Here is an 11,891-nt window from a genome sequence, read left to right as displayed (position 1 = left end):
CGATTCCCCGGAACCGGGGTTCAATTCGCCCGAGAAGCGGGCAGAAACGGACGAGTGACATGTTCTCGCGACTTGTGATCGCAGGTGCTGCCGCAGCGATGGTGCTCGGCACCGCCGCTTTGTCGTCGCCGGCATCGGCGCAGGACGCCGAATTCCAGGTGGCGCAGTATTGGGGCCCGCCGCCGCCTCCGCCGCCGAACCGCTGGGGTCCGCCGCCCCCGCCGCCGCCGCGCTGGGGGCACCGGCCGCCGCCCGGCTATGGTTATGGTCCGCCGCCGCGCCGGTGGGGCCGCGCCTGCTACACGTCGCGCGGCACCTGCGGTCTCGGCGGGCGTGCGCCGATCGGCGAGCCCTGCCGCTGCTACTTCCCGGGCTTCGGCCCCAAGCGCGGCAACGTGATCTGACGCAATTCCGGCCCGGCCAGCAATGGCCGGGCCGGATTTTCGTGTAGGCTCCGGTTGCGCCGGCCGTGTTTCCCCCCGCGCGTCACGGCGCGCATTTCATGGGAGAAAACGCCATGCGCACCATCATCATGCGCACCATCTTCGCCGCCCTGGCCGCAGGTTTCGTGCTCGGCGCGTCCACTGCGCCAAGCTTTGCCCAGGATGTCTGCCAGGATCTGTGGGTCGAGCGGAACTCGATCTACAAGGCCAACGGCTATTGCTTCAAGACGTCCCGCGCCATCTCCTATTTCGGCAATGCCGGCTGCCTCTATGACAATGAGGCGAGCATCCCGATGTCGCGCGCCGACCGCGCCCGCGTTCAGCAGATCCGCGCGCTGGAGCGGCAGTACGGCTGCCGCTGACCCGCCATGGAACTGGCCGACCTCTTCCAGCGATTGGCTCTGGCGCTCGGCGTCGGCCTTCTGGTCGGGGTCGAGCGCGGCTGGCGCCAGCGTGGGGATGCCCCCGGCCAGCGCACCGCGGGCCTGCGCACCTACACGCTGATCGGCCTGCTCGGCGGGGTGGCGGGCGCCATCGCGCTGGCGCTGCCGGCGGGGGGCGGCCTGCTGCTGGGCCTGGCGTTCGCCACGCTCGGCGCGGTGTTCGGCGCCTTCCAGTTCCGCGAGAACGCCCACGACGGCACCTTCAGCGTCACCGGCACGGTGGCGGGCCTCGTCACCTTCGCGCTGGGCGCCTACGCCATGCTGGGGGACCGCCACATCGTCGCGGCGGCGGGGGTGGCGACCGCCGCCATCCTGGCGGCGCGCGAGCCGCTGCATGCCTTCGTGGCGCGCATCACTTGGCCGGAGCTGCGCTCGGCGCTGCTGCTGCTGGGCATGACGTTCATCGCCCTGCCGCTGGTCCCCGACCGCACCGTCGGCCCCTATGGCGGCATCAATCCGCGCGAGCTTCTGCTGGTGGTCATCGTGCTGGCGGCGGTGGCGTTCGGCGGCTATGCCGCGGTCAAGCTGCTGGGCACGAGGCGCGGCCAGCTGGTGGCCGGCGCGGCCGGCGGGCTGGTGTCCTCGACGGCGGTGACGCTGGCCAATGCGCGATGCGCCGCGGCCGGGGAGGGCGACCCGCAGCTTCTGGCCGGCGCGGCGCTGGTCGCAGGGGCGGTGTCGCTGGTGCGCACCGCGATTCTGCTGGCGGCGCTGGTCGGCGGCGCCGGTATTGCGACACTGCCGCTGCTGGCGGCGGCCGGGGCCGCGCTGGCGTGTGGACTGGTATTCGCGTGGCGCAGAACCACGCCGCCGGGCAGCGAGCCGGTGCTGTCCAATCCGTTCGTGCTGAGCTCGGTTCTGCAGTATGCGGTGCTGCTGGTGGCCGTCACCGCCGCATCCCGCGCCGCCGCCACCGCGCTCGGCTCCGAGGCGACGCTGGCCGTCGCCGGCCTCGCCGGGCTGGCCGATCTCGATGCCGCAACCTTTGCCATGGCCGATTTGGCGCGCAAGAGCGGCGCCGCCGCCCTTCCCAGCCTCGGGGTGTTGATTGCGGCCGCGACCAATACCGCGGCGAAGGCGGCGATCGGCGCCGCGGCCGGCGGGTGGGGGTTCGCCGGTCCGCTGGCGCTCGGATCGGCGGCGATGGTGGCCACCGGCACGCTGGTTTGGGCCCTGAGCGGGTGACTGCAACGAACGCCCACATTGACAAGGCGGTGATGACGTCCCAACACACCGCCGGAATTTGTTCGGGTGCGGAAGGACGCGCGGAATGTTCAAGAAAATCCTGATCGCCAATCGCGGTGAGATCGCCTGCCGCATCATCCGCACCGCGAAACGGATGGGGATCAAGACCGTCGCCATCTATTCCGACGTCGACAAGGACGCGCTGCACGTCGACATGGCCGACGAGGCGGTCCACATCGGCCCGCCGGCGGCCGCCGAATCCTATCTGGTGATCGACAAGATCATCAAAGCCTGCAAGGACACCGGCGCCGAGGCGGTGCACCCCGGCTACGGCTTCCTGTCCGAACGGGAGGCGTTCCCGGTCGAGCTGGCCAAGCACGGCATCGTCTTCATCGGCCCGAACCCCAAGGCGATCGCCGCCATGGGCGACAAGATCGAGTCCAAGAAGGCGGCGGCCGCCGCCAAGGTCTCGACCGTGCCGGGCTATCTCGGCGTCATCGAGGACGACCAGCACGCCGTGCGCATCGCCGAGGAGATCGGCTACCCGGTCATGATCAAGGCCTCGGCCGGCGGCGGCGGCAAGGGCATGCGCGTCGCCCACTCCAAGGCCGAGGTGATGGACGGCTTCAAGCTGGCGCGCGCCGAGGCCAAGGCCTCGTTCGGCGACGACCGCGTGTTCATCGAGAAGTTCATCGTCGAGCCGCGCCACATCGAGATCCAGGTGCTGGGCGACAAGCACGGCAACGTCATCCACCTCGGCGAGCGCGAATGCTCGATCCAGCGCCGCAACCAGAAGGTCATCGAGGAGGCGCCCTCGCCGCTGCTCGACCCCGAGACCCGCGCCAAGATGGGCGCCCAGGCGGTCGCGCTGGCCAAGGCGGTGGGCTACGATTCGGCCGGCACGGTGGAGTTCGTCGCCGGCCAGGACCGCTCCTTCTACTTCCTGGAAATGAACACCCGCCTGCAGGTCGAGCATCCGGTGACCGAGATGGTCACCGGCATCGACCTCGTCGAGCAGATGATCCGCGTCGCCGCCGGCGAGCCGCTGAAGTACGAGCAGGACGACATCAAGCTGAACGGCTGGGCGATCGAAAGCCGCATCTATGCCGAGGACCCGTTCCGCAACTTCCTGCCCTCCACCGGCCGCCTGACGCGCTACCGCCCGCCGCACGAGGGGCCGTTCGAGGACTCGATCATCCGCAACGACACCGGCGTGTTCGAGGGCGGCGAGATCTCGATCTGGTACGATCCGATGATCGCCAAGCTGGTCACCCACGCGCCGACCCGCAATCAGGCGATCGACGCCATGGCCCACGCGCTCGACGCATTTGCCATCGAGGGCATCCAGCACAACATCCCGTTCCTCGCCGCGCTGATGCAGCATCCGCGCTGGCGCCAGGGCAAGCTGTCCACCGGCTTCATCGCCGAGGAATACAAGGACGGCTTCAAGATCCAGCACCCCGAGGGCGAGGTGGCGCGCATCATCGCCGCCGTCGCAGCCTCGATCGACTTCATCTCCACCCGGCGGCGCCGGCTGATCTCCGGCCAGATCGTGGGCCGGCCGATCCCGGTCGATCCGTTCCGCTGCGTGGTGTTCGAGAAGGACCTCGAATTCCACGTCAAGGTGTCGGAGGCCGCGGGAGTCGGCACCGAGGTCGATGAGTGGAAGGTGTCGCTGCTGACGCTGCGCGGCCGCGAGGAGAACACCTACCGGCTGGCCTCGTACTGGAAGCCGGGCGACCTCGTGTGGCGCGGCACCATCGACGGCGTGCCGCGCACCGCCCAGGTGCGCACCGTGCCCAACGGCTTCCGCATCTCCCACCGCGGCATGTCGGCGGTGACCTACGTCTACAATGAGCGCGAGGCCAAGCTCGCCGCGTTGATGCCGCAGAAGAAGGGCCCGGACCACGGCAAGGAGTTGGTGTGCCCGATGCCGGGGCTGGTGGTCGAGATCGCGGTCAAGGAAGGCCAGGAGGTCAAGGCCGGCGAGGCGCTGTGCATCGTCGAGGCGATGAAGATGCAGAACGTGCTGCGCGCCGAGCGCGACGTCGTCGTCAAGTCGATCAAGGCGGCGCCCGGCGACTCGATGGCGGTCGATGCGGTGATCATGGAGTTCGCCTGAGCGTCCGACGCTTGGTGTGATCGTCGTCCCGGGCGAGCGAAGCGAGACCCGGGACCGCCATCAGGAAGGGGGGCCCTGCTCGGCAAACGATCCCGGCTCGCGCGCCTTCGGCGCTTGGCCGGGATGACGATGCGGCCGAAAACCGCTCGCAGGCAAGTTGCGCCGTCACGTCCCGTGTTACAGTCGCCACCACCGCGGGAGGCGACTCGATGCGACTGCTGGCCACTCTGCTCAACAAGTTCGTCCGCAATGGTCGGCTGACCGTCATCGATCATGACGGCGCGCGCCGCAGCTTCGGCTCCGGTGAGGGCGGGCCGGACGTCACCGTCCGCTTCCATGACGACAAGGTGGCGCGCGAGCTGTTCTTCAATCCCGAGCTTGCGGCCGGCGAAGCCTATATGGACGGCCGGCTGACCATCGAGGACGGCGGCAGCGTGTTCGACCTCCTGCTGCTGTTCTCGGTCAACCGTTCCGGCCTCGCCTCGCATCCGCTGCAGCAGGCGCTGCGCCGCGTCTGGCGGGCGCTGAAGCGGGTCCACCAGTCGAATCCGCTCGGCCGCGCCGCGCAGCACGCCCGCCACCATTACGACCATCCGGCGGCGTTCTACCGGCTCTGGCTCGACGAGACGATGAGCTATTCCTGCGCCTACTTCACGGCGCCGGATGTGCCGCTCGCCGAGGCCCAGCGCGCCAAGATGCGCCACATCGCGGCCAAGCTGAAGATTTCGCCCGGCATGCGGGTGGTGGAGATCGGCTCGGGCTGGGGGTCGCTCGCCTGCTATCTCGCCAAGGCCTGCGGTGCCACCGTCACCGCCATCAATGTCTCGCCCGAGCAGATCGCGTCCGCCCGCGAGCGCGCCAAGGCGGAAGGCGTCGAGGACCGCGTCACCTTCGTCGAGACCGACTACCGCCAGCTTGAAGGCACGTTCGACCGGCTGGTGTCGGTGGGCATGATGGAGCACGTCGGCGTCGCCTATTTCGACGACTATTTCCGCACCGTAAGGCGCCTGCTGAAGCCCGAGGGCTTCGCCATGATCCACGCCATCGGCCGCATGTCGCCGCCGGGCTCGACCGCGCCATTCATCCGCAAGCACATCTTCCCCGGCGGCTACGTGCCGGCGCTGTCGGAGGTGTTCGCCTCCACCGAGCGCACCGGCCTGTGGGTGGCCGACTGCGAGGTGCTGCGGCTGCACTACTACTGGACCATCAAGCACTGGCGCGAGCGCTTCGCCGCCGAGCGCACGGCGGTGGTGGCGATGATGGGCGAGCGCTTCGCGCGGATGTGGGAGTTCTATCTGGCCGCGGTGGAGCTGGGCTTCCTGCACGGCTCCAACATGGTGTTCCAGCTTCTGCTGGCCGCAAAGCGCGACGCCGTGCCGGTGATCCGCGACTACATCGTCGATGCCGAGCGCGCGCTGGGCGCGGGCGCCCGGTGAGCCGCGACCGGAGCGGGACGGGGAGGGCGCTGCAATGAGGGTGGCCCGGCTCATCATCACCGGTCGCGTGCAGGGCGTGGGCTTCCGCTATTTCGTCGAGCGCACCGCCGCCCGCTACGGTCTCGCCGGCTGGGTGCGCAACCGCATTGACGGCTCGGTCGAGGCGGTGGCGGCCGGGCCGGCGCAGGCGGTCGAGGCGATGATCGCCGATTGCCAGCGCGGACCGTCGACGGCGCGGGTGGACTTTCTCCGGGTGATCGAATCGGCCGAGGCCGAGCTTGCCGCGCGCCAACCCGGCCAGAATTTCTCGGTGCTGCCGACCCGCTGACGCTGCCCCGCCGATGCACCGGCTCGATCAGCCGGAAGCCGAATAAAGCACCACGGGCCGGGCGGCCCGGATGCTCCGCAGAGCATCCTGCCAACCCGGCCCGCGAAGTCTTGTGGGTTGCGACGCGGTGGCGTCAGTGGCGGCGCTTGGTCTGGGCCGCGGCCTGATAGCCGACATAGTGGCCGTCGACGCAGCCGGACGGACCCTGGCGGAACGAGCCCAGCAGCGCGTCGAAGCCGGTGCACGGCGTGGTGGCGGCATGGATCAGGGCGACGGTGCCGACGCCGGCGACGCCGCCGACCATCGCCGAGGACGCCGCCGTCGAGCCGAGAGCGGTCGCCGTGGCCGAGCTGCCCCACCAGCCATTGAAGAGGCCGACGCCGACGACGGTGCCGACCACGGCACCGGTGCCCAGCAGCGCGCCCGTCCGTTCGTCATAATAGCGCTGCTCGGCCGAGGCGCTGGTGGCAGCGCCCGCGAGGGCGACCATGGCCGACAGAACGATGACAGCCTTACGCATAACAACTCCTTCGAATGATGTTACCCCTCTGCAGTCAGAACCCCTGACGTTCGGACACGTTCCCCTTGCCGCGAAATCACCACAGGCGTGGCCGTTTCGTGGCAAGGCGGTCTCTCCGAACCCATGATCACCTGCAGATTCGGCGCCCGCGCTCGGGCCGCCGAGGGGAAAGGGAACCGGACGGCCGCCGCACTGAACGCGCCGCGCGGCCCCGGCGTCACGTAAAATCCCTACCAGACAGGACTTCAGGCGCTGTTATCGATTTAGTTCGAATGCAATGCATCGGCCGGCGAATCGGTGGCTGCCGGCGCAACGGCGGTCGGCCCGAACACCTGTTCGAACGCCGCCCGCAGCGCCATGTCGGCCTCCGCCATGGTGACCGGCAGGCCGAGATCGACCAGCGAGGTCACGCCGTAGCGCGGATCGGCGATGCCGCACGGCACGATGCCGGCGAAGTGCGCAAGCTCCGGCTCGACATTGAGCGAGATGCCGTGGAACGTCACCCAGCGGCGCACCCTTATGCCGATGGCGGCGATCTTGTCCTCGCGGCCCTCGCCGCGCTCGGGGCGGCGCACCCACACCCCGACGCGGTCCTCGCGCCGTTCGCCGGTGACGTTGAAGCGGGCAAGTGTGGCGATGATCCAGGCCTCCAGCCCAGCCACGAATCGCCGGACGTCCTGGCCGCGCCGGGAGAGGTCGAGCATCACATAGGCCACCCGCTGGCCGGGGCCGTGATAGGTGAGCTGGCCGCCGCGGCCGGTGCGGAACACCGGGAAGCGGCCGGGCGCGAGCAGGTCGGCCTCGGCCGCGCTGGTGCCGGCCGTATAGAGCGGCGGGTGCTCGACCAGCCACACCAGCTCCGGCGCGCGCCCCGCGAGAATCGCCGCGACGCGGGCCTCCATCGCCGCCACGGCGTCCTCGTAGGACACCAGGCCCTCGGCGATCCGCCATGCCACCGGCGGGCCGCCAACGCCCCGCAACAGGCCGTCGGCGGGCAGGGCGGCGGCGAGATCCTGGCGCAGATTCATCCGTTTTTAACCATGACCGGATGAATTTTGCGGCACGCGCCGTTCAGCGTTCCGTGTTTCGAGGTCATCGTGGCGAACATCGACACCGTCCAACTCGACATTTCCGTTGTGCTCGGCACGACCGTGATGCCCATCCACCAGATGCTGCGCATGGGCCGCGGCGCCATCATCGAGCTCGACGCCACCGAGGACGACGAGGTGACGATTCTGGCCAACAACCTGCCGGTGGCCAAGGGGGCGGTGGTGATCAACGGCAATCGGATCGCCGTCAACATCACCCGGCTGCTGTCGCGCGCCGCCCTGCCGAGCGAGGCGTGACAGGGGCTGCGGCAGATCCCTGCGGGGGACCGGAAACGATCTCCCTCGGGGTGTCTCCCATCAGGATATCCACCGTCTGTGCGGATTGCGGCAAGGAAAGTTGGCAGGCGGCTTGTGGAGGCTGCCGTCCTTTGCTAACACACCGGCCGCTTCGGCATTGAACGGCTGAAGCAATTGCGGTCGTGGCGGAACTGGTAGACGCGCTAGCTTGAGGTGCTAGTGGGGCGACCCGTGGAGGTTCGAGTCCTCTCGACCGCACCAGATTGACGGCGGCAGATGCCGTCCGCTCAGTGAAAAATGGCCCGGCTCCTGATGGACCGGGCCATTTTTCGTTTTGACGAATCATACGCAGGCCAGCCGATCCGGCCGGACTTTCGTCGTCCGGTCGCCGAGTATCCGTGTTCGAACAACGATTCTCGGCGATGTCGTGTCCGGTATCCCGAAGGGATCTTCCGAAAGCCGGATGACAACGAAAATGGCCGGGCGCAGGCCCGGCCATCGCGACGGTGATTCTGTTCGGTGCCGCCTCAGCGCATCGTCGGCGCCCGCAGGTCGTTCACGATCTGAGACGGCCAGAACACCGAGAACGGCATCTCGTCGCGCCGCAGCGGCATCAGATCGCCGCCGACCACGTTATGCGGCGGCAGAGGGTTGAGACGGGCGGGAAGCTGGCCGCCGGGTCCCGGCGTCTGATCGGCCGCGCTCGGCGCGGGCGGGGGCGTCAGCGGCGCCGGCTGAACCGGTTCGGCCAGCGACGGCATCATGCCGGGGCTGACGGTGTCGGACACCGGCTGCTTGGGCATCGCCGGCACGCGGGTGCGGGTCTCGGCGCGGGCGACCTCGGCGCCGGGCGTGCCGAGTGGCACCATGTGCACCACCTTGTAGCCGCGCTCCTTCAGCGTGCGCAGCAGGCGCGGCAGCATGGCCACGGTGGCGGGCTGGATGTCGTGCAGCAGGAACATGCCCTTGCCATTGGCCTCCAGCCGCGCCAGCGCGGTCTTGTAGACCTGATCGGGCGTGTGGCGCAGCCAGTCGTCGACCGGGAAGTCGGCGCTCATCGACACCACGCCGATCTGGTCGAGATGCTTCTCGAAGGCGGCCGTGCGGCCGAGCCCGGGGAAGCGGAACCACGGCGCCGCCTGCCGGCCGTCCTGGGCCAGGATGGCGTTGACGATGGCGAAGCCGTCGTCGATCTCCTTCTTGCCCTTCTCCAGGCTCTGCTTGGGGAAGATCAGCGGATGGGTGACGCTGTGCGTGCCGATGGAGTGGCCTTCTGCGGCCACCTCGCGCAGCACGTTGGGATAGGCCTTGGCCATGCGCCCGACGATGAAGAAGGTCGCCTTGACGCACTCCTTGCGCAGCGCCTCCAGCACCGCGGGTGTGGTCTTGGGCAGCGGCCCGTCGTCGAAGGTGAGGATCACCTCCTTCGGCTGCAGCTCCACCATCTCCTTGTATTGCATGAAGCCGATGCGCGGCAGCGTCGCCGGATCGATCGCCACCTCCCGCGACGTGCCCAGCGCATCGGGATTGCCGGGACAGGACTCGGTGGCGAACGCCCCGCCCGTGGGAACGAGGAGGAGCGAGGCAGTGGCAGCGACGGCGAAAGCGAATTTCATGGGGTGAGCCTCAGCGACCGCACATTAGAATAATTAAAAATGGCGGTCTGTCGATAGAGCCTAGTCCCCTGCCGATAAGGAACGGTAAAGCGACCGTCCCGCCTGGGGATGGGCAGGTATGATATGGACAACGGCATAGCCGCCGTCCTTCAAGGCCCGCAGGAACGCCGGCAGCATGTCGGCGGTCTGGCGCTTGGTGTCGTGGAACAGCACGATTCCCCGACCCGTCTCGTTCAGGCGCTTCATGACGAGATCGAGCTGGGCCTGCGGGGTCATCGGCTTCCAGTCGCTGGCCCACAGATCGGCGCCGAATACGGCGATTTTCCGTTCCGCCAGCCGGTCGAGCAACTCCGGCGTGTCGGCGAAGCCGGGAAAGCGGAAGAAGGCCACGCGCGGCACCGGTGCGGCGCTGCCATAGGCGGCGCGGTCGTCGGCGGCGATGCCGCGCTCGATCTCGCCGAGCGCGTCGGCGGCGGGGATCTTCGACAGAATGGGGTGCGACCAGGTGTGGTGGCCGACGGTGTGGCCGTCTGCGATCATCCGCCGCACCAGGGCCGGCCGCGCCTCGGCGTTCTCGCCGATCAGGAAGAAGGTCGCCCTCACGCATTCGCGGGCCAGCGAATCGAGAACGGCCTGGGTCGTGCCCGGCCAGGGGCCGTCATCGAAGGTCAGCACCACTTCCTTGTCGGCCAAGGGCAGGGTGGCCGGATAGCTCTTGGTGCCGACCCGCACGCCGCCTGCGGTCTCCACCGCGAGCACCCGGCGCGTGCCGAGCGATTCGGGCCCGCAGGCGAGAGAGGGGCCGGCGAGGGCGAGGAGGAGGATGGCGGCGAGGCGGAAGCGAGGGCGCACGGGGGTGCCTCCGGAGAGGGGCGAACCTCCATAGCAGCGAATGCGCGGTGCGGCCATCATCCGCGTTGCCGCTGTCCGCGTTGCCATCGTTGCGACGGCTTCCTACAAGCGGCGTCGAACCCCGATCCGGAAGGAGGACGCCATGCTCGACGAGATGGTCCGCGAGCATGCGGAGAAGGCTGACGGCCTGCCGCTTCGGAATGAGGACGGCGACATCCGGGCCGAGGTCAACGAAGCCGTTGCCGCTGCGGTGGAGGCGGGCGACGCGGCGCGGCTGCGCGCCCTGTTCACGGACCTGCACGCCACCGACCAGAGCGACCTCCTGCTGTCGCTCGATCCGGCCGACCGGCCCCGGCTGATCGAGCTTCTGGGCGATGCGTTCGACTTCGCCGCCCTGACCGAGCTCGACGAGACGGCGCGCACCCGCATCGTCGAGGCGCTGGAGACGCGCACGCTGGTCGAAGGCGTGCGCGAACTCGACTCCGACGATGCCGTCTACATTCTCGAGGACCTGGACAAGGAGGATCAGGACGAGATCCTCGACCAGCTTCCGGCGCTCGAGCGCGTCGCGCTCGCCCGCAGCCTCGACTACCCCGAGGAATCCGCCGGCCGGCGGATGCAGACCGAGTTCGTCGCCGTGCCGGCGTTCTGGACGGTGGGCCAGACCATCGACCATCTGCGCGAGACCGAGGATCTGCCGGAGCGCTTCTACGAGATCTTCGTCGTCGATCCGCGCTACCAGCTGCTCGGCGAGGTCTCGCTCGATGTGCTGCTGCGCACCAAGCGGCCGGTGGCGATGGTCGACATCGTGTCGGAGGAGCGCCATCAGGTGAAGGCCACCGACGACCAGGAGGACGTCGCCCGGCTGTTCGAGCGCTACAATTGGGTGTCGGCCGCGGTGGTCGACGACGCCGGCCGGCTGGTCGGCGTGATCACCGTCGACGACGTGGTCGACGTGATCGAGGAGGAGGCCGACGAGGACCTGAAGGCGCTGGGCGGCGTCAAGGCCGACGAGGAACTGTCGGATACGGTCTGGTACATCGCCAAGAGCCGGTTTTCCTGGCTCTTCCTAAATCTCTTCACCGCCATCCTGGCCTCCGCGGTGATTGGCATGTTCGAAGGCCAGATCGAGAAGATGGTGGCGCTGGCGGTGCTGATGCCGATCGTCGCGAGCCAAGGCGGCAATGCCGGCACCCAGACCATGACGGTGGCGGTGCGTGCGCTCGCCACCCGCCAACTCGGCAATGCCAATGCGCGCCGGATCGTGCTGCGCGAGGTCGCCGCCGGCTTCCTCAACGGCATCGCCTTCGCGGTCATCATGGGCGCGGTGGCGGTGGCGTGGTTCGGCCTGCCCGATCTCGGTCTGGTGATCGGGCTGTCGATGGTCGTCGTGCTGATCGCGGCGGCGCTGGGCGGCATCCTGATTCCGCTGGCGCTTCACAAGCTTGGTGCGGATCCCGCTGTATCGTCCGGGCCGTTCGTCACCACGGTCACCGACGTGGTGGGCTTCTTCGCCTTTCTCGGCATCGCCACGCTGTGGTTCCGCCTGTCGTGATGTGTTCATACGGCAATAACGATAGATGAAGATCGGCGCGCCGGG

General features: G+C 68.9%; 12 protein-coding genes and 1 tRNA gene. 9 read left to right on the top strand and 4 right to left on the bottom strand.

What is annotated here, in order from left to right; genetic code table 11:
* The first annotated feature begins 59 nt into the window (after positions 1–59).
* From BLTE_RS08535 to BLTE_RS08510, 6 genes are all read left to right on the top strand, one after another.
* Positions 60–404, top strand: a complete 345-nt coding sequence (locus tag BLTE_RS08535) for a hypothetical protein (protein ID WP_197723283.1) — start codon at positions 60–62, stop codon at positions 402–404.
* A gap of 113 nt (positions 405–517) precedes the next feature.
* Complete coding sequence (locus tag BLTE_RS08530; protein WP_244600165.1) at positions 518–805, top strand: YARHG domain-containing protein; 288 nt, start codon at positions 518–520, stop codon at positions 803–805.
* A 6-nt stretch (positions 806–811) separates the two neighbouring features.
* Complete coding sequence (locus BLTE_RS08525) at positions 812–2,071, top strand: MgtC/SapB family protein (protein ID WP_126399339.1); 1,260 nt, start codon at positions 812–814, stop codon at positions 2,069–2,071.
* Positions 2,072–2,156: 85 nt separating this feature from the next.
* Positions 2,157–4,193: an acetyl-CoA carboxylase biotin carboxylase subunit gene (locus BLTE_RS08520; RefSeq protein ID WP_126399337.1), complete on the top strand. Its 2,037-nt coding sequence runs from the start codon at positions 2,157–2,159 to the stop codon at positions 4,191–4,193.
* Positions 4,194–4,402: 209 nt separating this feature from the next.
* Positions 4,403–5,629 (top strand): SAM-dependent methyltransferase, encoded by a 1,227-nt coding sequence (locus BLTE_RS08515; RefSeq protein ID WP_126399335.1) that lies wholly within the window; start codon positions 4,403–4,405, stop codon positions 5,627–5,629.
* 34 nt (positions 5,630–5,663) lie between these two features.
* The gene (locus tag BLTE_RS08510) at positions 5,664–5,957 is read left to right on the top strand and encodes an acylphosphatase (RefSeq protein WP_126399333.1); all 294 of its coding nucleotides are present in this window, start codon (positions 5,664–5,666) and stop codon (positions 5,955–5,957) included.
* A 133-nt stretch (positions 5,958–6,090) separates the two neighbouring features.
* On the opposite strand, the gene BLTE_RS08505 is transcribed toward BLTE_RS08510, so the two are convergent.
* Both BLTE_RS08505 and lipB read right to left on the bottom strand, forming a co-directional pair.
* Positions 6,091–6,477, bottom strand: a complete 387-nt coding sequence (locus BLTE_RS08505; protein WP_126399331.1) for a hypothetical protein — start codon at positions 6,475–6,477, stop codon at positions 6,091–6,093.
* A gap of 263 nt (positions 6,478–6,740) precedes the next feature.
* Positions 6,741–7,505: a lipoyl(octanoyl) transferase LipB gene (gene lipB / locus BLTE_RS08500; RefSeq protein ID WP_126399329.1), complete on the bottom strand. Its 765-nt coding sequence runs from the start codon at positions 7,503–7,505 to the stop codon at positions 6,741–6,743.
* A gap of 69 nt (positions 7,506–7,574) precedes the next feature.
* Here lipB and BLTE_RS08495 point away from each other — a divergent pair, with 69 nt between their 5' ends.
* Complete coding sequence (locus BLTE_RS08495) at positions 7,575–7,823, top strand: FliM/FliN family flagellar motor switch protein (protein ID WP_126399327.1); 249 nt, start codon at positions 7,575–7,577, stop codon at positions 7,821–7,823.
* A gap of 176 nt (positions 7,824–7,999) precedes the next feature.
* Positions 8,000–8,084, top strand: a tRNA-Leu gene (locus tag BLTE_RS08490).
* Positions 8,085–8,350: 266 nt separating this feature from the next.
* Here the strand turns inward: BLTE_RS08490 and BLTE_RS08485 are convergent.
* Together BLTE_RS08485 and BLTE_RS08480 are read right to left on the bottom strand one after the other, a co-directional pair.
* Complete coding sequence (locus BLTE_RS08485) at positions 8,351–9,439, bottom strand: polysaccharide deacetylase family protein (RefSeq protein WP_126399325.1); 1,089 nt, start codon at positions 9,437–9,439, stop codon at positions 8,351–8,353.
* A gap of 60 nt (positions 9,440–9,499) precedes the next feature.
* The gene (locus BLTE_RS08480; RefSeq protein WP_244600164.1) at positions 9,500–10,291 is read right to left on the bottom strand and encodes a polysaccharide deacetylase family protein; all 792 of its coding nucleotides are present in this window, start codon (positions 10,289–10,291) and stop codon (positions 9,500–9,502) included.
* Between the two features lie 142 nt (positions 10,292–10,433).
* Between BLTE_RS08480 and mgtE the strand changes: the two genes are divergently transcribed.
* Entirely contained in the window at positions 10,434–11,846 is a 1,413-nt protein-coding gene (gene mgtE / locus BLTE_RS08475; RefSeq protein WP_126399324.1) for a magnesium transporter, read from the top strand.
* The last annotated feature ends 45 nt before the right edge of the window (positions 11,847–11,891 follow it).

The sequence above is a fragment of the Blastochloris tepida genome, from assembly GCF_003966715.1.
Classification (GTDB): Bacteria; Pseudomonadota; Alphaproteobacteria; order Rhizobiales; family Xanthobacteraceae; genus Blastochloris; species Blastochloris tepida.
Note: the sequence above shows the minus strand (reverse complement) of the source record. Positions and strands in the feature narration are given on the sequence as shown.

What these genes read in the sequence shown, in the direction of transcription:
- BLTE_RS08505 (WP_126399331.1), bottom strand. Translation starts at nt 6,477, where the DNA reads ATGCGTAAGGCTGTCATCGTTCTGTCGGCCATGGTCGCCCTCGCGGGC.
- lipB (WP_126399329.1), bottom strand. Translation starts at nt 7,505, where the DNA reads ATGAATCTGCGCCAGGATCTCGCCGCCGCCCTGCCCGCCGACGGCCTG.
- BLTE_RS08510 (WP_126399333.1), top strand. Translation starts at nt 5,664, where the DNA reads ATGAGGGTGGCCCGGCTCATCATCACCGGTCGCGTGCAGGGCGTGGGC.
- mgtE (WP_126399324.1), top strand. Translation starts at nt 10,434, where the DNA reads ATGCTCGACGAGATGGTCCGCGAGCATGCGGAGAAGGCTGACGGCCTG.
- BLTE_RS08515 (WP_126399335.1), top strand. Translation starts at nt 4,403, where the DNA reads ATGCGACTGCTGGCCACTCTGCTCAACAAGTTCGTCCGCAATGGTCGG.
- BLTE_RS08525 (WP_126399339.1), top strand. Translation starts at nt 812, where the DNA reads ATGGAACTGGCCGACCTCTTCCAGCGATTGGCTCTGGCGCTCGGCGTC.
- BLTE_RS08485 (WP_126399325.1), bottom strand. Translation starts at nt 9,439, where the DNA reads ATGAAATTCGCTTTCGCCGTCGCTGCCACTGCCTCGCTCCTCCTCGTT.
- BLTE_RS08530 (WP_244600165.1), top strand. Translation starts at nt 518, where the DNA reads ATGCGCACCATCATCATGCGCACCATCTTCGCCGCCCTGGCCGCAGGT.
- BLTE_RS08520 (WP_126399337.1), top strand. Translation starts at nt 2,157, where the DNA reads ATGTTCAAGAAAATCCTGATCGCCAATCGCGGTGAGATCGCCTGCCGC.
- BLTE_RS08535 (WP_197723283.1), top strand. Translation starts at nt 60, where the DNA reads ATGTTCTCGCGACTTGTGATCGCAGGTGCTGCCGCAGCGATGGTGCTC.